The 23,538-nt window shown below is 71.5% G+C and carries 21 protein-coding genes; 15 read left to right on the top strand and 6 right to left on the bottom strand.

The window, feature by feature from the left end:
* Positions 1-116 precede the first annotated feature (116 nt).
* The 6 genes from EV139_RS04180 (at position 117) to EV139_RS04155 (ending at position 7,603) form a co-directional block, all read left to right on the top strand.
* Positions 117-1,541 (top strand): aminobutyraldehyde dehydrogenase, encoded by a 1,425-nt coding sequence (locus EV139_RS04180; RefSeq protein ID WP_130453067.1) that lies wholly within the window; start codon positions 117-119, stop codon positions 1,539-1,541.
* Between the two features lie 43 nt (positions 1,542-1,584).
* A complete protein-coding gene (locus tag EV139_RS04175; RefSeq protein ID WP_198677446.1) occupies positions 1,585-2,697 on the top strand; it encodes a zinc-binding dehydrogenase in 1,113 nt (370 codons plus the stop codon).
* A gap of 39 nt (positions 2,698-2,736) precedes the next feature.
* The gene (locus EV139_RS04170) at positions 2,737-3,723 is read left to right on the top strand and encodes a sugar ABC transporter substrate-binding protein (protein WP_130453065.1); all 987 of its coding nucleotides are present in this window, start codon (positions 2,737-2,739) and stop codon (positions 3,721-3,723) included.
* A 61-nt stretch (positions 3,724-3,784) separates the two neighbouring features.
* On the top strand, positions 3,785-5,269 hold the full coding sequence (locus tag EV139_RS04165) for a sugar ABC transporter ATP-binding protein (protein WP_130453064.1): 1,485 nt from the start codon (positions 3,785-3,787) through the stop codon (positions 5,267-5,269).
* The gene (locus EV139_RS04160; RefSeq protein WP_130453063.1) at positions 5,266-6,264 is read left to right on the top strand and encodes an ABC transporter permease; all 999 of its coding nucleotides are present in this window, start codon (positions 5,266-5,268) and stop codon (positions 6,262-6,264) included. The genes EV139_RS04165 and EV139_RS04160 overlap by 4 nt, the downstream gene beginning before the upstream one ends.
* Positions 6,265-6,319: 55 nt before the next feature.
* Entirely contained in the window at positions 6,320-7,603 is a 1,284-nt protein-coding gene (locus EV139_RS04155) for a M20 family metallo-hydrolase (protein WP_130453062.1), read from the top strand.
* 288 nt (positions 7,604-7,891) lie between these two features.
* Here the strand turns inward: EV139_RS04155 and EV139_RS04150 are convergent, their stop codons facing one another.
* Complete coding sequence (locus tag EV139_RS04150; protein ID WP_130453061.1) at positions 7,892-9,235, bottom strand: D-alanyl-D-alanine carboxypeptidase family protein; 1,344 nt, start codon at positions 9,233-9,235, stop codon at positions 7,892-7,894.
* Between the two features lie 257 nt (positions 9,236-9,492).
* On the opposite strand from EV139_RS04150, the gene EV139_RS04145 reads away from it, so the two are divergent.
* Positions 9,493-10,665: an acetyl-CoA C-acyltransferase gene (locus tag EV139_RS04145; protein ID WP_130453060.1), complete on the top strand. Its 1,173-nt coding sequence runs from the start codon at positions 9,493-9,495 to the stop codon at positions 10,663-10,665.
* Positions 10,666-10,717: 52 nt separating this feature from the next.
* Here EV139_RS04145 and EV139_RS04140 read toward each other — a convergent pair whose 3' ends face one another.
* The 3 genes from EV139_RS04140 to EV139_RS04130 form a co-directional block, all read right to left on the bottom strand.
* A complete protein-coding gene (locus EV139_RS04140; RefSeq protein WP_130453059.1) occupies positions 10,718-11,902 on the bottom strand; it encodes an NAD(P)-dependent malic enzyme in 1,185 nt (394 codons plus the stop codon).
* A gap of 402 nt (positions 11,903-12,304) precedes the next feature.
* Positions 12,305-13,486 (bottom strand): 4-hydroxybenzoate 3-monooxygenase, encoded by a 1,182-nt coding sequence (locus EV139_RS04135; RefSeq protein WP_130453058.1) that lies wholly within the window; start codon positions 13,484-13,486, stop codon positions 12,305-12,307.
* 98 nt (positions 13,487-13,584) lie between these two features.
* The gene (locus EV139_RS04130; protein ID WP_130453057.1) at positions 13,585-14,415 is read right to left on the bottom strand and encodes an IclR family transcriptional regulator; all 831 of its coding nucleotides are present in this window, start codon (positions 14,413-14,415) and stop codon (positions 13,585-13,587) included.
* A 55-nt stretch (positions 14,416-14,470) separates the two neighbouring features.
* Here EV139_RS04130 and EV139_RS04125 point away from each other — a divergent pair, with 55 nt between their 5' ends.
* From EV139_RS04125 to EV139_RS04090, 8 genes are all read left to right on the top strand, one after another.
* Positions 14,471-15,223, top strand: coding sequence for an IclR family transcriptional regulator (locus tag EV139_RS04125; RefSeq protein WP_241988963.1), 753 nt, complete (start codon positions 14,471-14,473; stop codon positions 15,221-15,223).
* A gap of 195 nt (positions 15,224-15,418) precedes the next feature.
* Positions 15,419-16,246 carry a protocatechuate 3,4-dioxygenase subunit beta gene (gene pcaH / locus EV139_RS04120; protein WP_130453055.1) on the top strand — a complete coding sequence of 276 codons (828 nt, stop codon included), beginning with the start codon at positions 15,419-15,421 and terminating at the stop codon, positions 16,244-16,246.
* Entirely contained in the window at positions 16,246-16,848 is a 603-nt protein-coding gene (gene pcaG, locus EV139_RS04115; protein WP_130453054.1) for a protocatechuate 3,4-dioxygenase subunit alpha, read from the top strand. The genes pcaH and pcaG overlap by 1 nt, the downstream gene beginning before the upstream one ends.
* Positions 16,838-18,262: a lyase family protein gene (locus EV139_RS04110; RefSeq protein ID WP_237464553.1), complete on the top strand. Its 1,425-nt coding sequence runs from the start codon at positions 16,838-16,840 to the stop codon at positions 18,260-18,262. Before pcaG ends, EV139_RS04110 begins: the two co-directional genes overlap by 11 nt.
* Positions 18,259-19,044, top strand: a complete 786-nt coding sequence (locus tag EV139_RS04105; RefSeq protein ID WP_130453053.1) for an alpha/beta fold hydrolase — start codon at positions 18,259-18,261, stop codon at positions 19,042-19,044. The genes EV139_RS04110 and EV139_RS04105 overlap by 4 nt, the downstream gene beginning before the upstream one ends.
* Positions 19,041-19,511, top strand: coding sequence for a 4-carboxymuconolactone decarboxylase (pcaC, locus tag EV139_RS04100; RefSeq protein WP_198677445.1), 471 nt, complete (start codon positions 19,041-19,043; stop codon positions 19,509-19,511). The genes EV139_RS04105 and pcaC overlap by 4 nt, the downstream gene beginning before the upstream one ends.
* 17 nt (positions 19,512-19,528) lie before the next feature.
* Complete coding sequence (locus EV139_RS04095; RefSeq protein WP_130453052.1) at positions 19,529-20,560, top strand: FUSC family protein; 1,032 nt, start codon at positions 19,529-19,531, stop codon at positions 20,558-20,560.
* A 175-nt stretch (positions 20,561-20,735) separates the two neighbouring features.
* On the top strand, positions 20,736-22,076 hold the full coding sequence (locus tag EV139_RS04090) for an MFS transporter (RefSeq protein WP_130453051.1): 1,341 nt from the start codon (positions 20,736-20,738) through the stop codon (positions 22,074-22,076).
* Here the strand turns inward: EV139_RS04090 and EV139_RS04085 are convergent.
* Positions 22,046-23,002, bottom strand: a complete 957-nt coding sequence (locus EV139_RS04085; RefSeq protein ID WP_130453050.1) for a LysR family transcriptional regulator — start codon at positions 23,000-23,002, stop codon at positions 22,046-22,048. The genes EV139_RS04090 and EV139_RS04085 overlap by 31 nt on opposite strands.
* Complete coding sequence (locus tag EV139_RS04080; protein ID WP_157992981.1) at positions 22,999-23,499, bottom strand: HtaA domain-containing protein; 501 nt, start codon at positions 23,497-23,499, stop codon at positions 22,999-23,001. The genes EV139_RS04085 and EV139_RS04080 overlap by 4 nt, the downstream gene beginning before the upstream one ends.
* Positions 23,500-23,538 lie beyond the last annotated feature (39 nt).

The raw sequence follows: 23,538 nt of genomic DNA, 5'->3' as shown, positions 1-23,538 counted from the left end.
CCATTGCCTCGGGACTGATCCCGAATCCCGACCTAACGTTAAATGCAGTCGCAGCGGCGCCTCGTTCGAGCCCCGCCTGGAGCTGCACACATCACCGGGTCGAGGGGGCAGGGAACGTGAGCGAAACGATCGTGAACCGTATCGGTTCCGTCGCGGTCCCGGGGACCGGCGAGCGCTTCACCACGGTGAACCCCGCCACCGGAGAAGCGATCGAGACGTACCGTGCCGCGTCAGAGGCCGAGGTTACGCGCGCGTTTGCAGTGGCCCACGCGGCGTTTCCCGCTTGGAAGCGGATCACGCCGCGTGAGCGCCAGGCGGTGCTCCTGCGGTTCGCCGACGCGATCGAAGCCCACGCCGAAGAGCTCCTGCGGCTTGAAATCACCGAGACCGGAAAACCACTCGCCGTGACACGGGAACTCGAGGTGCTCCGCTCCGCCGATCAGCTGCGGTTCTTCGCCGGCCTCGGACGCGCACCGCAGGGCCTCGCGCAGACCGAGTACGCCGAGGGCTTCAGCTCACTCATCCGGCGCGAGCCCGTCGGCGTGATCGCCCAGGTGACGCCGTGGAACTACCCGCTCATGATGGCGATTTGGAAGATTGGGCCGGCGCTCGCCGCCGGGAACACCGTGGTCCTGAAACCGGCGGAGACGACCCCGAGCAGCACGGTCGCGCTCGCGCGCATTGCCGCCGAGGTGCTGCCGCCGGGCGTCTTCAACGTGGTGGTTGGCGGTCGCGCGACCGGTCGACTGCTCTCCGAGCACCGCGCCGCCGATATGGTCGCGATCACGGGGAGCGTGCGTGCCGGCGCGGAGGTCATGGCCGCGGCATCCCGCAACATCACTCGCGTGCACCTCGAACTCGGAGGGAAGGCCCCGGCAATCGTCTTTGCCGACGCGGATCTCGACCTCGCCGTGCGCGGCATCGCAGCGGCCGGATTCTTCAACGCGGGCCAGGACTGCACCGCGGCGACCCGGATCCTCGTCGAGGCATCGGTCGCGACAGAGTTCCTTGCGCGACTCAAAGCGCACACCGCGACGCTCCGCACCGGCGGACCCGACACTATGGACGCCTTCCACGGACCCCTCAACAGCGCCGCCCAGTTTGAGCGGGTGCAGGGGGTGCTGGGGCGCCTGCCGGCCCACGTGGTCGTTGAGGCAGGCGGGTACTGGACCGAGCCGGGATTCTTCCTGAAACCAACCGTGCTCTCAGGCGTGCGCCAGGACGACGAGGTGGTGCAGTCTGAACTGTTCGCCCCGATCCTCACCGTGCAGGAGTTTCACACCGAGGACGAGGCGATCGAGCTTGCGAACGGGGTCGACCTTGCGCTCGCGGCCAGCCTCTGGACGCGCAACCACGGCCGCGCGACCGAGCTCTCTGGCGCCCTCGAGTTCGGCACGGTGTGGATCAACTGCCATCAGGTGATCCCCGCCGAGATGCCGCACGGCGGCTACAAGGCGTCGGGGCTCGGCAAGGACCTGTCGATCTACGGCTACGAGGACTACACCCGCATCAAGCACGTGATGAGCGCGCACGCACGCTGACGAGCCGCACCCACCGCACACGATTTCAATGAGGAGAGAGCATATGACTACCGCTGCACACGCAATCCTGTTCGCCGGCGGCGACGCAGAACCCCACATCGCGCCGATTCAGGTGCGCGATCCCCGCGCGGGGGAGGTGCTCGTGCGCATGACCGCCGCAGGCGTCTGCCACTCGGACCTGCACGTACTCAATGGTGACTGGCCGTTCGATCACCGGATCGCACTCGGGCACGAGGGCGCGGGCATCGTGGCCGCCGTGGGTGAGAACGTGGACCTCGCCGTCGGCGATCAGGTGGTGCTCTCCTGGTACGCGCCCTGCGGGCGGTGCGAGGCCTGCGTCGATGGGAAGAGCTGGCTGTGCGCGGAGAGCGGCGCGATCGGCAACGGCTTGCCCGACGGCACCACCCCGCTGACCGCCGACGACGGCGAAGAGGTGCGCCCGTACCTCGGCGTCGGTACGTTCTCTGAGTATGCCCTAGTGCCGCGCGCAGCGGTGGTCAAGGTGCCCAGCGAGGTCCCGGCGCCGGTCGCCGCGCTCATCGGGTGCTCGATCGCCACCGGGATCGGCGCCGTGCTCAACACCGCCGACGTGCGCGCCGGGCAGACCGCGGTCGTGGTGGGCGCCGGTGGCGTGGGCCAGGCGATCATTCTGGGGCTGAAGCTCGCCGGCGCGAGCAAGATCATTGCCGTGGACCTGTCCGAGGACCGGCTCGAGATCGCTCGCCAGCTCGGGGCGACCGACACGGTGCTCGGCAGCGATCCCGACGCCGTCGACCGGGTGCGCGGGATCGCCGGTGGTTCGGGCGTCGACTTCGCGTTCGACGCGATCGGGGTCCCGCAGGTAACGGAGGGGATCGTCGCGTACGTGAAGTCCGGCGGCGCCGTGGTGCTCGTCGGTATGCCGTCTCGCGACGCGGAGGTCTCCATCAAGCCCTGGCGTCTCATCGTCTCCGGCCAGCGGATTCTCGGCTGCAACTACGGCTCGTCGCGGCCGCAGGTCGACTTCGCAAAGATTGCGCGGCTGTACCTCGCCGGCCAGCTGCCGCTCGACCTCATGGTGGGCGAGCGCATCCCGCAGGCCCGCGCGGTCGAGGCTGTGCACGCCCTGACCCAGCCGGTCGGCAAGCGCAAGATCGTCGACTTCACCATCAACTAAGCCAACTCAGCACGCACGACACACAATCGAGGAGAAACAATGAAGAAGTTGTTCAGACGAGCCGGCGCTGTCGCCGCTCTGGGCGCCGCAGCGGCGCTCATGCTGTCCGGGTGCGGCGCAGCCGCCGACTCAGATTCGGGCGCAACCAGCGACTCGAGCAAGGGCGCCGTGGCCATGGGCTTCGCGGGCATGGACATCACCATCTGGAACGATCAGCTGAAGTTCATGGAGCCGATCATTGAGGACGCCGGATACGAGTTCCTGACGAGCGACCCGCAGTGGGACGTGCAGAAGCAGGTCTCCGACTGGGAAGCCTGGATCCAGCGTGGCGACGTCAAGGCGATCATGGGGTTCCCCGTGCAGAGCGACGCGATGGTGCCGGTGACCGCGAAGGCAACGCAGGCTGACATTCCGGTCCTGGGCTACGCCACTCGCTGGGAAGGCACCGTCGCCGGGACGATCATCGACAGTTACGAGGACGGCTACCTCGTGGGTGCCGCCGCCGCCGAGTGGATCACCGAGAACAAAGCCGACGAGGACGAGGTCCCCGTTGCTGTCGTGGCAGACAAGACTTCCGATCTGGGCAAGGGCCGGACCGAGGGCATCATCGACGCGATCACCGAGAACGCGCCGAACGCGAAGATCTATGAGCTCCCCGGGATCTCCCGCGAGGAGGGAAACAGTGTGGCGAAGAGCCACCTCGTCGCCGTTCCCGACACCCAGGTGTGGGTGGGCACCAGCAACGACAACACCGCCGGCGCTTACCAGTCGCTGCTCGATAGCGGTGTTGCCAAGGACGATCCCGACTACTACGTCGGCGCAACCGACGCGACGAACGAGACGCTCGACGTCATCAAGATCCCGGGCAGCATCTGGCGCGGCGGCTTCATCCTGCCGGCGCAGCAGCTGGCCGAGAGCAACGCCGATCTCCTGCTCCGCGCGGCGGCGGGCGAGGACGTCGAAGACAACGTCATCACCTCGACCCGGGTGACGGCGGAGAACGCCGACGAGTTCTACATCAACTAGCCCCGAGCTGAGGGGCGCGCGGGAACACCCGCGCGCCCCTTCCTGCTGGGAAGGACTGAGTGTGAAGGCCACCACAACCACTACGAATCAGCCGCCACGGCTGAGCTTCTCGAACGTCGGAGTCCGCTTCGGTTCGACGCTCGCGCTCGACGGAATCGATCTCGATATTCCCGCTGGGCAGATCGTCGGCCTCCTCGGGCACAACGGGGCAGGGAAGTCGACGCTGCTCAACGTCGCGACCGGCGCAATCTCCGCAACGAGCGGCACGCTCGCGCTCGACGGCGAGGCAGTGCCGCCCCGGGCGACCCCGGGCGACGTTGCGGAGCTCGGCGTCGCGGTGATTCATCAGGAGCCGGCGCTCGCCGGGAACCTGAGCATCCTCGACAACCTCTTCCTCGGCCGCCAGGTTGGGCTGTCGCGCGCTGAGCGCGCGAAGCGCGCGGTGGATGCACTCAGCACCGTCGGCGGAGCGCACCTGTCCGTGCACACGCCGGTGGGGGCGCTCTCGCTCGGCGAGCGGCAGCTGGTGGACCTCGCCCGCGGACTCCTGCGGGGCGACATGCGCGTACTCCTGCTCGACGAGCCCACCGCGGCACTCGGCGAGGCCGAGACGCGCGCGCTGCACGCCCTCATTCGCGATCTTGCGGCGAAGGGCACCGCGATCGTCTACGTCTCGCACCGTCTCCCAGACATCGTCGACGTCTGCGAGCGGATCGTCGTACTGCGCGGCGGGGCCCTGGTGATGGACGCCACCACCGAGGGGATGAGCGTTGCAGAGCTCTCGCAGGCGCTCGCCCCGGGGGTCCAGCGCGAGAGCGGCTGGGCGCCAACGGTCGGTGAGGCCAGGCTCGCCGTGCGGGCCGCTGGCTCTGAGCTCAGCTTCCGAGACGGTGAGATCGTCGGCCTGTACGGCATGGCCGCGGGAGAGCAGTTCCACCTCCTTGATGCGCTCTTCGGGCTGCGTGACGGCGTCGACGCGGAGCTGAGCGGATCGCGCTACCGCGCCGCACGCCCCGGGCAGGCAATCGCCCAGGGCGTGCACCTGGTCCCCGCCGACCGCGAGACCGACGGCCTCGTTGGCGGGCTGAGCGGCAAGGACAACACCTACCTGCCGTGGTTCGCGAAGGGCTGGCGTTCGCGCGGCAAGATCAATGTCGCCTACGAGAGCATCAGGCAGACCCTCAACGTGCACGGCCCCGATGGGGACGCCCCGATCATGAGCTTCTCCGGTGGAAACCGCCAGAAGCACCTGCTCGCGCGGTGGATGTTCCCAGTCGCGCCCCGCGTGCTGCTGCTCGCGCAGCCGACGCAGGGCGTCGACGTCGGCGCGAAGCTCGACATCAGAATTGCGCTTCGAGCGCTCGCCGACACCGGCGTGTGCATCGTCGTCGCGTCCGCGGAGACTGACGAAATCGCCTCGATGTGCGACCGTAGCTACGTCCTCGCGCACGGAGCAAGCCGCGAGATTCACCGCAGCGGCCGCTACGAAGCTGACCTACTTGAAACTCTGTTAGACCTCACACCAGCGGGAGACCTGCACTCATGAACCGTCTCAAGATTTTTGTTGCGCAGAACAGCACGTTCATCGCGCTGCTCGCGCTCATCGCGTTCTTCGCGATTATGAACCCCAGGTTCTTCACCTTCAACAACGGCCAGACGATCCTGCTGCAGATCGCGGAGCTCGGGCTCATCGCTCTGCCGCTCGCGTTCCTCGTGATGTCTGGCACGCTCGACCTCTCGGTTGGCTCGGTCGCGAGTCTCTCCGCAATTGTCTCCGCAACCGTGATGGTCGGCACCGGGAGCGCGCTGCTCGGCTTCGCTGCGGCCATCGGTGTTGGCGTGATCGCCGGAGCGTTGAACGGCTTCCTCGTCGCCTACCTGAAGCTGAACGCGCTCGTGATCACCCTCGGGTTCCTGAGCGTGTGGGGCGGTCTCGCCCTGTTCCTCACTGACGGCGCAACGGTCACCGGATTCCCGGAATCGTTCACCGCGCTCGGCACACAGACCTTCGGTCCCATCTCGCTGCAGGTCATCATCCTGATCCTGTTCACCGCGGGCGCCTGGTACATGCTGAACCGCATGCCCGTGGGCCGCAACATGCTCGCGATCGGCGGCAACAGCCGGGCCGCGCACCTCATGGGAATCAACGTGCAGCGCACGCAGTTCTTGCTGTTCGTGCTGACGAGCGTGTCGGCGGCGATCGCTGGCGTGCTGCTCTCGGCAAAGCTGCACTCGGCCCCGCCGACCGTGGGGACCGGCATGGAGATCCAGGCGCTGACCGTTGTGCTTCTCGGCGGTGTTGCGCTCGAGGGCGGCGCTGGCCGCATCAGCGGCGTGATCGCCGGTCTGCTGTTCGTTGGCGTGCTCCGCAACGGTCTGGTGATCATGGGCGTCTCGCAGTTCCTGCAGACGATCCTCATCGGTGCCACGCTGGTGGTCGCTGTGGTGCTCGACGGATCGGTGCAGCGGCTGCTCAAGCGGAGCTGGAACAACCTGTCGGGACCGGCGGCGAAGCGAGAACCCGCCGCCGCGGAGGCCTAACCCCAGCCCGGTCGATCCGTCTCCCCGAAGCCCCCAGCGCAAAGGACCCCTCCCCATGTCTCACCCCATCAGCACCCAGAATTCCGACGCGGCGTTCATCGTCGACTGGGCCGCCCACTCGGCGTTCGGCGCGGTGCCGGGCACGAGCGGCGTCGATCGGCAGGCGGCGAGCGCCGCGGACGGCGCGCAGCGCGCGTGGTTCGCCGAGCTGCTCACCGGGCGCGGATTCACGGTGCACCGCGACGAGATCGGCAACCAGTTCGGGCTGCTGGAGCTGGTGCCGGGCGCCCCGTACGTGCTCACGGGGTCGCACATGGACTCGCAGCCGACTGCGGGCCGCTTCGACGGGGCTTACGGGGTCATGGCCTCGGCGTACGCGTGCTTCCGCGTCGCCGATGAGTTGCGCGCGGCCCCCGAGGGTGCCCGCTTCAACCTCGCCGTGGTCAACTGGTTCAACGAGGAGGGCTCGCGGTTCAAGCCCTCGATGATGGGCAGCTCGGTGTTCACGGGCAAACTGGGGCTTGCGGAGGCGCTCGCGACGCCGGATCCGCGCGGCGCCACCGTCGCGGAGGCGCTGGGCGAGCTGGGCGAACTCGGGGCCGGGCCCGTGTTCGGTGCCGCCTCGGGGCGCAGCGTCGCCTCGTACGCCGAGGTGCACGTGCAGCAGGGGCGCAGCATGGAGGAGGACGGCGTCACGATCGGTCTCGTCAACGCCACCTGGGCCGCGCACAAGTTCGAGTTCCGGGTCTCCGGTGAGCAGGCGCACAGCGGCTCGACGCTCATGGCCGAGCGCCGCGACGCGCTGCTCGGGGCCGCGCGGCTCGTGGTGGCCGCGCGCGAGCTGGTCGACGAGTTCGAGCCTGGCGTGCTGCACACCGCGTGCGGCGAGCTGAACGTGTACCCGAACTCGCCCGTGGTGGTGGCGAGCGAGGCGCGGCTGCTGCTCGATCTCCGTTCCCCGGACGCCGCGGTGATCCGCGCCGCCCACGCCTCCCTCATGGAGACCGTTGCGCGCGTCGAGCGTGAGGATCGCGTCACCATCGAGGTGATCGCCGAGCACGCGTGGGATCAGAACCCCTACCCGGAGGACGGGGTGGAGCTCGCGCGCGCGGTCGCGGCCGAGCTGGGTCTCACGCACGACCGGGTCATGACGGTCGCCGGACACGACTCGACGAACATGAAGGACCAGGTGCCCACCGTGATGCTGTTCGTGCCGAGCGTCGACGGCGTCTCGCACAACCTCGCCGAGTACACGCGGGACGAGGATCTGCTTGCCGGGATCGCCCACCTCACGGGCGTCGTCCGTCGGCTCGCCGCCGGCGCGCTCACGGCGGGGTAGCGCGCGGCGCTGGCCCGGCCGCGTCTGCCGGCCGCCCGCGCCGTCCGCCCGCCCGCGCCCGCCCACAGATCCGACCCGCTGGCCCACATCCGACCCGCTCCACGCGGGCGGAGCGGTGCAGCTTCGGGTCGGATCTGTGGTTAGGGGTCGGATCTGTGGTTAGGGGTCGGATCTGCGACCCGGGCGGCCGGGCCGGGCCGGGGCGACCTGGGCCCGGGCGACCGGGGGGACCCGGCCGGGCCGGGCGGCCGGGCTGCGCGGGGGCCGCACGGCCGCGCCGCGCGGCGGCTAGGACCAGCCGAACACGGCGGCCGGGTGCGTGAGCCGCCACCACAGGTCGGGCTCGACGATCGCCGCGGCGGTCACCACCGGCACCTCGGAGTCCCCGGTCGGTGAGGACACCGCAATGGTGCCGGCCGGCTGGCCCTCCGGCCCCGCGCCCACGGCGTCGAGCGTCACCTCGCGGCCCGCGCCCTCACCAGGGAGCAGCACGGTCGCGGCGCTGCCGCGGGCGACCAGCTCGATCCGCTGCCCGTCCACCGTGGCCACCGTGCCCACGAGCTCCTGCGGGTGCACGAGCGGCAGCTGCCGGGCGGCCGCGTCCATGGCGGCGAGCAGCGCGCTGCTGTCGCGGGCGCGCTCAGCGCCCGAGTCGCGCCCGAGCACCGCCGTGAGCTTCACCACGGGGCGCCCGTCGGCGTCGGCCTCCTGCGCGGTCACCAGGTTGTACCCGGCCACGCTGGAGCGGCCGGTCTTGAGTCCCACCACGCCGGGCAGCTGGGTGAGAAGCGGGTTCGTGTTCTCGACCACGCCGATGCCCCAGGGCAGCTCGGCGCTCGGGGTGCTCACGAGCTCCGCGATCGCGGGGTTCGCGAGCGCGAGCTTGCCCAGCCGCACCACGTCGGCGGCGCTCGCGACGTTCGCTTCGTCCATGCCGGTCGGCTCCGCGAGGCTCAGAGACTCGAGCCCGTTGCGCCCGGCCCACTCGGCGACCGCGGCCGAGAACTCTGCGTCGGTGCCGATCGTCGCGGCGGCGAACGCGGCTGCGAAATCGTTTGCGGACGGCAGCAGCGCGAGCGTCAGCATCTGCCGGGTGGTGACCTCGGTGCCGACGGGGATCGGGAAGGCCACCCCGTCCTGCGCGATGTACGCGCCCTGCCGTGCCGCGTCGGCCTCGCTCCAGACGTGCACCGGGCCGTCGGCGCCGGCCTCGAGCGGGGCGCGCTCCAGGCCGATCAGCACGGTCGCGAGCTTCGAGATGCTGGCGATCGGGCGCGGGGTGTCGTCGTTCGCCCACACGTCGTCGCTGTCCTGCCAGCCGATTGCCGCGGGCCCGGCCTGCGCGTCGACGGCGGCCTGCGCGGCGGCCGCCGCCTCGTCGGCCGCCGCGGCGACGGACTCATCCCACGCGGCCTGATCCGCGGCGGCGACGCTCGGCTCGGGGAGTGGTGTGAGTGCGCACGCGGCCGTGTAGCCGCCGGCCGCGAGCACGAGCGCCGCGCCGATCCCGCCCGCGATCCAGCCGCCGCGCCGCCGCTTCCGGCCCGCCGGTGGTTCGTCGCCACCGGTCTCACGTGACGGTCCACTGGGCTCCGGCGTGCCGGGCGCTGCGGCGGGGACGGTGTCGCTCATTCTTCAACCCTAGGCGGTGGCCCCTGGCGGGGCCTCTAGCCGGTGCGCGCTGGGCGCGGGCTCGGGCCGCTGGGCGGCGCCCGATCCGACAGCGGGCACGCGCCTGTGCATAGCGGCACCGCGTGCGGCTGTGCGAGGATCCGCTCGGCCCACGCCGCGGTTGGTGGCAAGATGGCCCTACAACGCCGCGTCGCGCGGCGACCCGACCGCGCAGCCTCGCCGCGCGGCGGCCCCACACCACGCCGAGGAGGCCCACCATGACCGCTCTGATCGCTGGGTACGCACGCACCCCATTCACGCGCTTCACGGGCCAGCTTGCCGCCCAGCCCGCCACCGCGCTCGGCGCGCACGCCGCCGCGGCCGCGCTCGAGCGGGCCGGCGTCGCCCCGGATCAGGTCGACGCGGTGGTCGCCGGGCAGGTGCTCCAGGCGGGGGCCGGGCAGAACCCCGCGCGCCAGACCGCTGTCGGCGCCGGGATCCCGCTCACCGTCCCGGCGATCACGCTGAACGCCGTGTGCCTCTCGGGCGCGGAGGCCGTGTCGCAGGCGGTGCGACTCATCAACGCCGGCGAGGCCGAGATCGTGCTCGCCGTGGGGCAGGAGTCAATGTCGCTCGCCCCGCACGTTACCCCGCTGCGCGCCGGCACAAAGTACGGCACGGTGGAGCTTATCGATACGGTCGAGCGCGACGGCCTCTCGGACGCATTCGACCAGGTGGCCATGGGCGCGCTCACTGAGACCGGCAACGGCGAGCTGGGGCTCGGCCGCGCCGAGCAAGACGCGTTCGCCGCCGCCTCGCATCAGCGCGCCGCCGCGTCGGCCGAGTTCCTCGCCGCCGAGATCGCCCCGTTCACCGTGGCCTCGCGCCGTGGCGACACGGTTGTGGCGGCCGACGACGGGGTGCGCGCCGACACCACGGCCGAGGGGCTCGCGAAGCTGCGCCCGTCGTTTGCCGCCGACGGCACGATCACGGCGGGCAACGCCTCGCAGATCACCGACGGTGCCGCGGCACTCGTGATCGTCAGCGCCGCCGCGGCCGAACGCCTCGGCCTGCAGCCCATCGCCGCGGTGGAAGCGACCGCGTTTGTCGCGGGCCCCGACACGCACCTGCACTCGCAGCCCGCGCGCGCCATCACGGCCGCCCTCGCAAAGGTCGCCGGCGCGAGCGCCGCCGATCTCACCGCGGTCGAGATCAACGAGGCGTTTGCCTCCGTGGGGCTCCAGTCAACCCGCGAGCTCGGCATCGATCCGGCGATCGTCAACCAGCACGGCGGGGCGATCGCGCTCGGGCACCCCATCGGAGCTTCGGGCGCGCGGATCGTTGGCACGCTGGCCCGCCAGCTCGCCGCAGCGGGCGCCGGATCGCTCGGGGCGATCGGCATCTGCGGCGGCGGAGGCCAGGGCTCAGCGGTGGTGCTCCGGGCCCTGTAGCGGGACCGCAGCGGGGCGCCCGGATCGCGGTCGCCCCACTGCGGCGCCCGACCTACTCCGCATCGACCGCGGCCATCACCGCCGCGGCGACCGCCGGGGCCACGCGCGGGTCGAGCGCGCTCGGCACGATCCGGTCGGCGGCGAGATCCGGCGCCGCGAGATCGGCGATCGCTCGCGCCGCGGCGAGCTTCATTGCGAGGGTGATCCGGCGCGCGCCCGCGTCGAGCGCACCGCGGAAAATGCCGGGGAACGCGAGCACGTTGTTGATCTGGTTGGGGAAGTCGCTGCGTCCGGTGGCGATCACGGCCGCGTAGTTCGCCGCGACCTCGGGCATGATCTCCGGGTCGGGGTTCGAGAGCGCCAGGATGATCGCGTCCTCGGCCATGCCCGCCGCGTGCTCCTCGGGCAGTTTCGAGGACGAGACGCCCACGAATACGTCGGCGTCGCGCAGCGCCTCACGCGTGCCGCCGGCGATCCCGCGCGGGTTGGTGCGCGCGGCAAGGTCGCGCTTCACGCCGGTGAGGTCGGCGCGATCCGGGTGCAGGGTGCCCTTCGAGTCGATGACGATCACGTCGGTGATGCCGGTGGCGAGCAGGATCTCGGCGACCGCGACGCCCGCGGACCCGGATCCGGAGATGACGACCCGGAGCCCCGCGAGGTCCTTGCCCACCACGGTGCTTCCACCAAGCAGGGCGGCGAGCACCACGACGGCCGTCCCGTGCTGGTCGTCGTGCATCACCGGCATGTCGAGCGCCTCGATGAGGCGGCGCTCGAGCTCGAAGCAGCGCGGTGCCGAGATGTCCTCGAGGTTTACGGCGCCGAAGCTGGGCGCGATCCGCACGAGGGTCTCCACGATCTCGTCGGTGTCGGTGGTGTTGAGCACGATCGGGATCGAGTTGAGATCGGCGAACGTCTTGAACAGGGCTGACTTCCCCTCCATGACGGGCAGGGAGGCGCTCGCCCCGATGTCGCCGAGTCCGAGCACCGCCGTGCCGTCGGAGACGACCGCCACGAGGCGGGAGGCCCACGTGTGGCTGGTGGCGAGCTGCGGATCGGCGGCGATCCCGCGGCTCACCTGGGCGACCCCGGGGGTGTAGGCGATGGAGAGATCGCGGGTCGTCTCGATGGGTCGCGTCACGCCGACGGAGAGCTTGCCACCCTCGTGCGCGGCGAAGATCTCGGCTTCGGGGATGGTCGTGTGGGTGGGGGGTGTGCTCGGATGCTGAACGCTCGTCACGGTCTCTCTCACTCTCAGTTTGGGTGCCCGGGCCACTCGGCTCGACGCTCGGTGCGAGCCGCGATGCAGCGGTGCAACGCGTGGGTACCGGGGCGTGGGGTGTGCGATGGCCGTGGAGCCACATGGCGGCGAAGCCGCACGCCGGATTCGGGGCGGGCTTCCCTGGTTCTGAGTGGGCACGCAGCGGGGGTGGGGCTGCAGGCCGGTCGGATCGCGGTGTCGGACACTCGCCGAGAACGGCGCACTCGAACTTTCGCTATTCTCCAGAGCGAACGCCGCGAAAGTCAAGCATCAAGCCGACGCGAACCGCGGCCACTCAGCCGTCGCCCGGCCGCACGCTGGTGGCGCCGGGCCTGAACCGCCGGCCGGCCCAATCCCCCCCCCGTGTGAGAACGACTCCGACTACAGGGTCCGCTGCAGCGGCCACCCGGTATACGCCTCGGCGAGGTAGCGCTGGCCCGCATCGGACTCCACCACCGAGCGCAGCTCACCGAGCTGACGCAGGCGGTCGAACTCCGACGCGTCGGGGGACGCGTGCAGCATGCTCGTCATCCACCAGGAGAAGTGCTGCGCCTTCCAGATGCGCCGCAGGGCGGCCTCGGCGTAGGCGTCGATGGGGGCCTCGTCGCCCCGGAGCAGCAGCCCCTGGAGCGCATCGTTCAGGAGGATCACGTCGGCGACCGCGAGGTTCATTCCCTTCGCGCCGGTGGGCGGCACGGTGTGGGCGGCATCGCCGACGAGAGCGGCGCGGCCGTGGCGGAGTTCGTGGGCGACGAAGCTGCGGAAGCGGAGCACGTCGCGCTGAAAGATGGGTCCCTCACGCAGCGTGGTGCCGGGAACCCGAGCCTGCAGCGTGTCCCAGAGCTGGGCCTCGCTGTACGCGTCGACGTCGGTGTCCGGATCGCACTGAAAATACATGCGCTGCACGGTGTCCGAGCGCTGGCTGATGAGCGCAAAGCCGTCGGGGGAGTTGCTGTAGATGAGCTCTTCGGAGCTGGGCGGCGCCTCGCACAGGATCCCGAACCACGCGAAGGGATACTCGCGGAAGGACCCGCCCGTGTGCGAGCCAGTTACGGCGGTGCGCACGACGCTGCGGGACCCGTCGGCGCCCACTACGAAGTCGGCGGCGATCTCAAACCGGGTGCCGTCGGCGGCCGTGCAGAACACGCGGGGGGTCGCGGTATCGACGTCGTCAACGCGGTCGGCGGTGACCCCGAACCGCAAGTCCTGCCCCGCGGCGAGCCGCGCGGCGATGAGATCGGTGAGAGCCTCGTGCTGCGGGTAGAGCCAGACGCTGCGGCCCACATGGCTGGGGAAGTCGATGCGGTGCCCCTCGCCGGCGAAGCGGAACTCGATCCCGTCGTGGCGGTGCCCCACGGTGCGCGCGCGGCTGCCGGGGACTGTGTCGAGGATCTCGACGGTGCCCTGCTCAAGGATGCCGGCGCGCACGGTCGACTCGATCTCCTCGCGGGTGCGGCGATCGAGCACGATCGACTCGATCCCGGCCTCGGCGAGCAGGTGCGAGAGGAGCAGCCCGGCGGGGCCGGCTCCGACGATGGCGACGCGGGTGCGCTCGGCGGTCATGAGGTCTCCTTTGACGACGGTCTGCCGCGGTGGGTGTGCGCCGCGGGGGTCGTGACCGAGTGTGCCCGGCCACCGCCGCTTCAGTGAGATTTTCCCATTCAATGGGAGGATCTGAGTGCGCGCAGCTCGTCTTCAATTGCACGTGCGGCCGCCTGGAGCGCGGTGACGGCCGCGTCGGACCCCGAGCCCGATCCGGATCCGGGTCCGACGCCGGGGCCACTGCGCGCGTCCGCGTCCGCGTCGCCAGCGTGCTCACCCGAGCGCGGAAGCACCACGGAGAGCGCCGCGATTACGGCGCCGGCGTCCCGAATCGGCACGGCGACCCCGGTGGAGACCCCCTCGACTGACCCGGGGGCGACCACGAAGCCGGCGCGGCGAATCGCGGCGAGCTCGCGGCGCAGCAGCGCCGGATCGGTGATGGTGCCCGGCCCGAGGCGGCGCAGCGGACCCGCGAGCACGCGCTCGCGCACCGCGGCCTCGGCGTGCGCGAGCAGCACGAGCCCGGCCGAAGACGCGTGCAGCGGGAGCTTCCCGGCCACGCGCGCGATGTTCGCTCCAGCCTCCGGGTGTGACAGCCGCTCGATGAACAGCACCTCGTCGCGCTCAAGCACGGCGAGCTGGGTGTGCTGCCGGATCCGAGTCTGCACCGACTCCATGTGGGGCAGCGCGGCCTGGCGCAGGCGCAGCGCCGGTGAGCCGCGCAGCGCAAGCTCCCACAGCCGCATCCCCAAGCGGACGCGCTGGTCCTCGTCGCGCTCGAGGAGGCCGCTCGCCGCAAGATCGTCGACGAGGCGGTGTGCGGTGGACGGGGGGAGCCCCGCCGCGCGCCCTATCTCGCTCGCGGTCTGCACGGTGCGCTCGGCCGAGAACGTCTCGAGCACGCGCACCACGCGCGCGATGAGGGAGTCGCCGCTGGGTGAGTTCGCCATGCGGCAAGCATGCCACGGGGTACGCTCGGTACACATACGAAGCGAGGGAGGCGCGGTGGCCGGAGCTGGCGTGCTTGACCGTGCCCTCGACGTGCTCGGCTGCTTCTCCGAGGACGAGTCCGAGCTCACCGCCGCCGCGCTCGCCGCGCGGACGGGGCTCGCCCCGTCGACGCTGCACCGGCTCCTCGGCACGCTCCTGGACCACGGGCTGCTCGTGCGGATGCCGGATCACCGCTACGCGGTCGGACCGCGGCTCTGGGAACTCGGCGAGCTCTCCCCGCTGTCGCTGCGGCTGCGCGAGCGCGCGATCCCGCACCTCATGCGGCTGTACGAGGCGACCGGTGAAAACGTGCACCTCGGCGTGCTCGACGGCGAGCCGGAGCGCGCGAGTGCGCTGTACGTGGGGCGCGTGACCGGGCGCCGCTCGATCCCCACGGTCAGCCGGGCCGGCGGGCGGGGTCCGCTGCACACGACGGGGGTGGGGAAAGCGCTGCTCGCCACCTGCGATGAAGCGTGGCTCGCGCGATACTTCACCACGCCGCGAGAGCGCGAGACCGTGCACTCGCTGGTGGCCGAAGCGGAGCTTCGCGATGCGCTCGCCCAGGCCCGCGCGCGGGGGTACGCGCGCACCCGCGAGGAGATGACGCTCGGGAACATCTCGGTCGCCGCGGCCCTGCCGCGGGTGCCCGGGCTGCCGCCGATCGCGGTCGGCGTCGTGGTGCACCTTGACCGGGCCGACGAGCGCCTGCTGGCGCAGCTCGCGCGGCAGACCGCAAAGGAGATCCACGCGGAGGTGCGCGAGGCGTAGCGCGGGCGCTCCCGCGCGGTTCCGCCGGTTCGGTCCCGTCCCGCCCCGGCCCACCTCGTGCTGCTCCGCCCCCCCCGGCCCGCCTCGTCCCGCTCCGTCCCGCACAGTCCCACTCAGTGGGAGTCAGCGGCGCCGGGGTCGATCGGCGCTGGCACCCTGGACGGAGACAGGACACCCCTCGAAGGAGAGTGCTTGATGACCGCCCCCACGCCGGCCGAGCCCGCGGCCGCCCCCGAATCGCTGCTTGCGGCGCCTGATCAGGCATCGCAGACGCAGATCACCTCCGAGATCGGCGAGCTGCACGATGAGTACGCGCGCCGCGTCGCCGCCGGCGAGACGCTGCCGCGCACGATGCTCAACTTCCCGCCGTACCGCTCCAGCCTGCTGCGGCACCCCACGAAGGACACGCGACTCGTCGACCCAGAGTCGATCGAGCTGTGGTCGCCCGCCTACGGGCAACGCGACGTCGCGGCGATCGAGTCGGACCTCACGCTGCAGCACACGGGTGAACCGCAGGGCGAGCGCATCACCGTGTCCGGCCGCCTCCTCGACTCGTGGGGCCGGCCGCTGCGCAACCAGCTCATCGAGGTCTGGCAGGCGAACGCCGCCGGACGGTACATCCACCAGCGTGACCAGCACCCGGCGCCCCTGGACCCGAACTTCACCGGGGCCGGCCGCGCGATCACCGACGACGCCGGCGGCTACACGTTCACCACGATCAAGCCGGGCCCGTACCCGTGGAAGAACCACGTCAACGCCTGGCGCCCCGCCCACATCCACTTCTCGGTGTTCGGCCGCTCGTTCACGCAGCGCCTCATCACCCAGATGTACTTCCCGGGCGACCCGCTGTTCCCGCTCGACCCGATCTACAACACGATTCGTGACCAGCGCGACCGCGACCGCCTGATCGGCGCGTACGACCACGACCAGACCGTGCCCGAGTTCTCGATGGGCTACCGATTCGACATCGTGGTGGACGGCGCCGCCGCCACCTGGTTCGAGCCCGAGGAGGGGGAGCACTGATGAGCACCGACCGTACCCGCGCCGTGAGCGGCGACCGCGCGGCGCAGGTTCCCGCACAGACACACGAGCCCACGCCGGGCCAGACCGTGGGGCCGTTCTTCGCGTTCGGGCTCGACTCCGTGAAGAAGCACGAGGTCGCCTTCCCGCACTCCCCGGGCGCCATCGTGCTCGGTGGCGTGGTGCGCGACGGCGCCGGGAGCCCAATCCCGGACGCGGTCGTGGAGATCTTCGCCGCCGACTCCGACGGGTCGGTGCCGCGCGAACGCGGCAGCTTCCACCGCGACGACCACACCTTCACCGGGTTCGGTCGGGCGTTCACGACCGACGAGGGCCACTACGAGTTCTGGACGCGCAACCCGGGCTCAGTGTCTGGCGAGGCGCCGTTCTTCGCGGTGGTCGTGTTCGCGCGCGGGCTGCCCGACAAGCTGCACACCCGAATCTACCTGCCGGAGAACGAGGCAGCGCTCGCGGCGGACCCGCTGCTCGCGTCGCTCTCGCCGGAGGCTCGCGGTACTCTCGTGGCAACGCGAACGCCCGCGGGGCACCTGACCCACGACATCCGTCTGCAGGGCGAGAGGGAGACCGTCTTCATTGCCTACTGACGCCGGCGAGATCGAGGCGCCCGGCGGTGCCGCGCGCGTGGTGCCCCCGGCCGGCTTTGACGCCGGCCTCCTCACCCCGGTCTCCACCGGGACCGCGGCGGAGCTGAGCGACGCGGCGATCGCCGGGGCCCTCGTGGCCGCTGAGGTGGGCCTTGCCCGCGCCTGGGCGGCCGTGGGGGTGGCGCCGGACACCGCGGCCGCGGAGATCTCGGCCGCGCTCGGCTGGCGCGGCCCCGGGGTACCATGCGAGTGGACTGAACTCCCGCTCGCAAAGCTGATCACGGGTGCCGTCGCGGGCGGAAACCCGGTGATCCCGCTGGTGGGGATCCTGCGCGCGGGTGTCCCCGAGGCGGCGCGCCCTTGGGTGCACCGCGGCCCCACCAGCCAGGACATCCTCGACTCGGCGCTCATGCTGAGCGCGCGCGCCGCGGGCGAGCTCCTCGCGGCTGATCTGCGCCGCTGCGCGGAGAGCCTCACGCACTTCGCCCGCGAGTACCGCGACGTCCCGGTCGCCGCGCGCACGCTCACCCAGCACGCGGTGCCTACCACGCTCGGGCTCCGGGCCAGCGGCTGGCTCCGCGGGGTGACCCGCGCGGTCGAGCGGCTCGACGCCGCGGTGGCCCAGCTGCCCGCGCAGCTCGGGGGCGCTGGCGGCACACTCGCCTCGTTCGTTGAGGTTGGCGGCCCGGATCGGGCCGCCGCGCTCCCGGCCGCCTACGCCGCCGAGCTCGGCCTCGCGGCACCCGCGGCCCCGTGGCACACGACCCGCTGGCCGGTCACCGAGCTGGGCGACGCCCTCGCGCAGGCGGTCGCGGCGCTCGGCGTGATCGCGGCGGACGTGGCCACGCTCAGTCGCACCGAGATCGGTGAGCTCGCCGAGGGTGAGGGGGGCGGCTCCTCGGCAATGCCACAGAAGCGCAACCCCGCGCACTCAGTGCTGATCCGCTCAGCCGCGATTCGCGCCCCGCAATTGGCGGCGACGCTGGTCGCCGCGGCCGGGCTCGCCGTCGATGAGCGCCCCGACGGCTCCTGGCACGCCGAGTGGCCGACGCTGCGGGAGCTGCTGCGGCTCGCCCGCGGCGCGGCGGCCCACGCCCGGATCCTCACCGCCGGGCTACGGGCCGACACCGATGCCGCCGCCAGGAACCTCGCCCGCACCGGCGGGTTGATCGTGGCCGAGCGGCTCGCGCTCGTCCTCGGCCCCGTTCTCGGTGCCCCGCGCGTGCGTGCGATCGTCGCAGCCGCCGAGGACGGCGCGCAGCTCGCCGCGCTGCTGCGCGCGGAGCCCGCGATTCCCGCGGCCGGCATCGACGTCGCCGAGCTGCTCGATCCCGCACACTACACCGGGCTCGCGGGGCGTCTCGTCGACGCCGCCGTAGCGCCCCCGCGCACGCACACGGAGGACCCCGCATGACACTGCCAGAGATCGCCCTCACCGAACCGGTTGGCCCGGCCGGCGCGCCCCTGCTGGTGCTCGGCCACTCCCTCGGTACCGGCTCGCTGATCTGGGAGCCCGTGGTTCCCGCGCTCGCCGCGGCGTACCGCGTCACACTGCTCAGCCTGCCCGGGCACGACACCGCGCCGGTGCCCGCGCACCCGTTCTCGATGGCCGAGCTTGGCGACGCGGTCGCTGCGCGAGTGCGCGAGCTCACGGGTGGTGTCGGCGGCGCGCTCTACGCGGGGGTCTCGATCGGCGGCGCGCTCGCCCTCACGCTCGCGCTGCAGCACCCCGAGACGTTCGCCGCCGTGGCGAGCCTCGCGTCCGCCGCGTCCCTCGGTGACCGTGAGCACTGGACGAAGCGCGCGGCCCTCGTGCGCGAGCAGTCCACCTCCGTGCTGGTCGCGCCATCGGCGCAGAGCTGGTTCGCGCCCGAGTCGATTGCGCGGGAGCCCGAGCTTACCGGCCGGATCCTGCGCGTCCTGCAGAACACCTCGGACGAGGGGTACGCGCGTTGCGCGGAGGCGCTTGCGGGCTACGATCTGCGGGGCCGCCTGGGCGAGATCCGAATCCCCGTGCTCGCGCTCGGCGGCGAGGCAGACACGGTGGCCCCGGCGGAGCGGCAGGACGAGATCGTCGCGGGCGTGCCCGACGCGCGGTCAGTGATTATCGCGGGTGCCGCCCACCAGCCGCCCGCGGAGCAGGGGGCCGCGGTCGCCGCGGCGCTGCTCGAGTTCTTCGGCGGGGTCACCCGATGAGCGCCGCGAGCGGCGAGTCGACGGCAAACGCAAACGCTGGCGCTGCCGCTGCCGCTGCCGCTGCCGGCCCGGTGGGCGGCGACCTCAGCGACCGCGAGCGCGTGGCCCGCGGCATGGCGGTGCGCCGGGAGGTGCTGTCCGACGCGCACGTGGATCGCGCGATCGCCGGCACCACCGAGTTCACCGCCGACTTCCAAGACTTCATCACCCGCACCGCCTGGGGCGATATCTGGTCGCGGCCCGGCCTCGACCGCCGCTCGCGCTCGGTGGCCGTGCTCACCGCAATGATCGCGCTGGGCCACCACGAGGAGTTCGAGATGCACGTGCGTGCCGCGCGGCGCAACGGACTGACGGTCGCGGAGATCACAGAGGTGATCCTGCAGGCGGGGCTGTACTGCGGCGTGCCGGCCGCGAACACGGCGTTCAAGCTGGCGCAGGGGGTGCTCGCCGAGCTCGGCGAGGCATAGCGCGTATCCTTGACTCTGTGAAACGCGAGATCCGGAGCCTGTTCAGCCTGCCTCCCGGACCCGCACCCCGCGGCTGGATCGCCACGCGCGCCGCCGCCTCGATGGGCGTCCCGCTCGCCGTGCTCACGCTGCTCGGTCGCGAGGACCTGGGCCTGCAGGCGGCGGTGGGCGCGTTCCTCGCACTGTTCGTCGCGGGCGCCGCCGCCCGCGAGCGCGCGAAGGTGCTGCCGATCGTGGGGGTTGCCCTGTTCGCGTGCGCCGCGCTGGGCGTCGCGCTCGCGCCGTGGCCGCTGTGGCTCGCCGTGGGCCTCGTGGTCGTTGCGGTGGGGGTGAGTGGCCTCGCGTTCGCGTTCCGGCTCGGCCCGCCGGGCCCCGTGTTCTTCGTGCTGATCTACGGCCTCTCGGGGATGATCACCGCGGTGCGCGACGGGGAGCGGGTCAGCGCACCCGGGACCGTGCTCCTCACGATGCTCGCCGGCATGGTCTTCTCGTACCTCGTCGCGCTCACCCCACTGCTGCGCCGCGCGGAGCGCGCCCGGCCTGCGCGCCCCCTGCGCGCGCTGCTGCCCGGGCCGTGGCTGGGCGCCGGTGAGCAAGAGCTCCTGCTGCGCGTCGCCGTTGTCGCCGTGCTGGGCACCGTGATCAGTGTGGTGTGGCTTGACCCGCATCGCGCGTACTGGACGGTGTCGGCCGGGGTCGCGGTGGTCGGCCTGGCGGCCGGACGCAGCCACGCACTCGGCCGGGGGCTGCACCGCACGGCGGGCACGCTGCTGGGCGCCGCCGTATACCTCGCAATCGCGCCCCTCGGGGCCAGTCCGGTGGCGCTGGTGCTGCTCCTCACCGCCCTGCAGTTCTCGATCGAGATCGTTGTGGTGCGCAACTACGCGCTCGCGCTCGTGTTCATCACGCCGCTCGTGCTGCTCATCACGGGCTCGGCGGCGGGCGGTGACCCGTTCGCCTCCGCGGGGGAGCGGGTGCTCGACACGGCGGTGGGCTCCGCGCTCGCGATCGGCTCCGCGCTGCTGCACCGGCGGGAAGCGCGGGGGTAGGGCGCGGGTTCGGAATTGACCACCCCATTCTTCGGAATCTCCGAAAGTGTTGTGCGATTCAATCCGTTTGACCCGTGCATGCGGTGCGTCACAGGATGGGGCGTGCGCACCACGTGGAGCGCACGCGCGCGGCGCCCCGAACCGGGCGGCGCACCCACCGGACAAAGGAGTCTGTATGTCATCCGCACCCGTCACGAGCGGCCGAAGAGAGAGTCGTCGCGTTGCGCTCGCAACGATGGTCGGCACCACGATCGAGTGGTACGACTTCTTCATCTATGCGAACACCGCGGCACTCGTGTTTGCGCAACTGTTCTTCGAGCCGCTTGGCGCCCAGTCCGCGCTGCTGCTGTCGTTCGCAACGATAGGCATCAGCTTCCTGTTCAGGCCGCTCGGCGCGATCGTTGCGGGGCACCTGGGCGACCGCATGGGCCGGCGCTCGATGCTCGTGCTCACCCTCCTGCTCATGGGGGCGGCGACCACGCTGATCGGCGTGCTTCCCACGTACGAGCAGGCGGGCGTCATCGCGCCGATCCTGCTCGTGCTGCTGCGGATCCTGCAGGGCTTCTCCGCGGGCGGGGAGTGGGGCGGGGCGGCGCTCATGGCGGTCGAGCACGCGCCGACGGAGAAGCGCGGACTGTTCGGTTCGGCGCCGCAGCTCGGCGTTCCGCTCGGCATGCTGCTTGCGTCCGGAGTGCTCGCGCTCACCACGGCCGCGTTCGGGCCCGAGAAGTTCCTTGAGTTCGGGTGGCGGATCCCCTTCCTGCTGAGCGTGGTGATGCTGGTGGTCGGCTTCGTGATCCGGCGCTCGGTGGAGGAGAGCCCGGTGTTCAAGGAGCTCCAGCAGCAGAAGTCGCGCTCGCGGATGCCGCTCGTCGAGCTGTTTCGCAAGCACTGGTGGCTCGTGCTCCTCGCCGCGCTCACGTTTGCCGGTAACAACGCCGCGGGCTACATGTCGACGGGTGGGTACGTGCTTTCGTATGCCACGACGGTGCACGGGATGGACCGATCGGCGGTGCTCGCCTGCGTCACCCTCGCGTCCGCGGTGTGGGCCGGGACCACGCTACTCGGCGGGTGGCTCTCGGATCGCTGGAAGAGCCGCCGCAAGGTGTACGTTGTGGGCTACCTGCTACAGATTCTCTGGGCGTTCCCGCTGTTCTGGCTGGTGGATTTGCAACTCGTCATCATGATCGCGATCTCGCTGTCGGCCTGGATGCTCTCGACCGGGCTCACATACGGCCCACAGGCCGCTTACTTCGCCGAGATCTTCCCGTCGCGGGTGCGGTACTCGGGCGTCTCGCTCTCGTACGCGCTCGGCGCGATCCTGGGCGGCGCGTTTGCGCCGACGATCGCGACGTGGCTGCAGCAGTCGACCGGCTGGATCGGATCGGTGTCGATCTACCTCGCCGTGATGGCGGCGATCTCGCTCGCCGCGGTGCTCATCATTCGGGAACGGTGGGGCACGCCGCTCATTGAGCGCTCGGACGACTACGTCGCTGCTGCCGCCGAGGCAAGATGATCCCCGCTCCCCGTCCAGTTGACCTGTCGCGCGAATGCGAGCAGCGCGTGCGTGCGGGCGGGGAGCGGATGGTCGGGCGACCAGATCACCTCGACGGCCACGGGTGGCACGGGCGGCTCAATTCGCTTCGTGACGAGCGGGAAGCCCTCGTAGCTCGCGGAGTTTGCTACGCGAGACACGAGGACCCCGTAGCCGAGGCCGCGCGCCACGAGTGTGCGCACCACCTCGTAACTCGCGGTGCGGTGCCGCACTCGGGGGCGCAGGCCGCGCTCGGCGAACACGGCGAGCGTGTGCTCGCTGGACGGCGGGGCATCGAGCAGGATCAGGTCCTCGTCGATTACCTCCTCCAGGCGTACCGCTGGCTGCTCCGCCAGTGGATGGTTCGCCGGGAGGATCACGTGGGGTGGCAGCTCGAACAGGCGGCTTCGTGCGGGTGTTCCGGCGACCAGCATGTCGTAGACGAAGGCGAGGTCGACCCGGCCCGAGGCGAGGGCGGTGGCGAGCTGATCCTGCGTGGCCTCGAGAATCGAGAGCTCGACCGCCGGGTGCAGCCTCGCGAACTCCTGAAGCAGCGGCGGCAGGATGAGCGGCGCGAGCGTGGGGTAGCAGCCGATCACAATCGGTCCGCTCAGGACGTCCGCGGTGCTTCCCATGGTGCGCGAGAGCTCGTCGGCCTCGGAGAGCATCTGCCGAGCGTGCGCCATGAGCTGCTGGCCCGCGGGGGTCAGCGTGAGCCCGTGCGCGCGCCGGCGGACGCACAGCCGCTCGCCAACAATCGTTTCGAGCTCGGTGATCGCGTCGGACATTGCAGAGGGGGAGACGTGCAGCGCTTCGGCCGCCCCCGTGATCGTCCCCACGTCTGCTGCGGCGACGAAGTAGGCGAGCTGCCGCAGCGTGAACGGCGGAATGCCGGATCGCGCACTCACTGGGGGCCCCGCTCCGGCCGGATCTCGAAGTCGTCGAGCTCGGTGCCCGCGGTGTATGGGCCGGAGAAGAAGAGGTCGGCGCCCGCCTCGGTGAGGCGGAGGCCGGTGCCGCGCAGGGTTTCGTCCGCTCCCGCCACCAGCGCTGCGATCGAGGCGAACGGGAGGCGCGCCCCGGGCTCGTGCGGATCCGCGATGGTGAGGGTCCACCCTCCGTTCGCGCCCGTGATTGCCGGGTCGGCAAAGACGAGCCGGAGCATCCCCGAGTGCCCGCTCAGCGTCACGGTGCCGCGGAAGTGCAGTGGTGCCGGGGCTGACTCCCCCGCGACTGCGGGGTCGGAGGGGAAGGCGAATCCGTCGTCGCTGACGGTCGCGGGGGGCGTCGCCGCGACGTGCCCGTCTGACATCCCGCTGACGTACGCGATGAGCGAGGCTTTCACGCCCCAGCGCAGCTTCCTGGGACTCGGCGTGGTGGGCTGCGACTGCTCTGTGCGCTCCATAATTCGATAATACCGAATTTGATCTGAAATACATTGAGC

Origin of the sequence: Leucobacter luti (assembly GCF_004217175.1) — a bacterium.
Classification (GTDB): domain Bacteria; phylum Actinomycetota; class Actinomycetes; order Actinomycetales; family Microbacteriaceae; genus Leucobacter; species Leucobacter luti.
The sequence above is the reverse complement of the archived record's forward strand: the minus strand, read 5'-3'. Positions and strand labels throughout refer to the sequence as shown.

Bases quoted from the DNA above. Each gene is read 5' to 3' on its own strand.
- EV139_RS04170 (WP_130453065.1), top strand. From the start codon at position 2,737: ATGAAGAAGTTGTTCAGACGAGCCGGCGCTGTCGCCGCTCTGGGCGCC.
- EV139_RS04145 (WP_130453060.1), top strand. From the start codon at position 9,493: ATGACCGCTCTGATCGCTGGGTACGCACGCACCCCATTCACGCGCTTC.
- EV139_RS04175 (WP_198677446.1), top strand. From the start codon at position 1,585: ATGACTACCGCTGCACACGCAATCCTGTTCGCCGGCGGCGACGCAGAA.
- pcaC (WP_198677445.1), top strand. From the start codon at position 19,041: ATGAGCGCCGCGAGCGGCGAGTCGACGGCAAACGCAAACGCTGGCGCT.
- EV139_RS04080 (WP_157992981.1), bottom strand. From the start codon at position 23,499: ATGGAGCGCACAGAGCAGTCGCAGCCCACCACGCCGAGTCCCAGGAAG.
- EV139_RS04155 (WP_130453062.1), top strand. From the start codon at position 6,320: ATGTCTCACCCCATCAGCACCCAGAATTCCGACGCGGCGTTCATCGTC.
- pcaG (WP_130453054.1), top strand. From the start codon at position 16,246: ATGAGCACCGACCGTACCCGCGCCGTGAGCGGCGACCGCGCGGCGCAG.
- EV139_RS04150 (WP_130453061.1), bottom strand. From the start codon at position 9,235: ATGAGCGACACCGTCCCCGCCGCAGCGCCCGGCACGCCGGAGCCCAGT.
- EV139_RS04090 (WP_130453051.1), top strand. From the start codon at position 20,736: ATGTCATCCGCACCCGTCACGAGCGGCCGAAGAGAGAGTCGTCGCGTT.
- EV139_RS04105 (WP_130453053.1), top strand. From the start codon at position 18,259: ATGACACTGCCAGAGATCGCCCTCACCGAACCGGTTGGCCCGGCCGGC.
- EV139_RS04135 (WP_130453058.1), bottom strand. From the start codon at position 13,486: ATGACCGCCGAGCGCACCCGCGTCGCCATCGTCGGAGCCGGCCCCGCC.
- EV139_RS04160 (WP_130453063.1), top strand. From the start codon at position 5,266: ATGAACCGTCTCAAGATTTTTGTTGCGCAGAACAGCACGTTCATCGCG.
- EV139_RS04130 (WP_130453057.1), bottom strand. From the start codon at position 14,415: ATGGCGAACTCACCCAGCGGCGACTCCCTCATCGCGCGCGTGGTGCGC.
- pcaH (WP_130453055.1), top strand. From the start codon at position 15,419: ATGACCGCCCCCACGCCGGCCGAGCCCGCGGCCGCCCCCGAATCGCTG.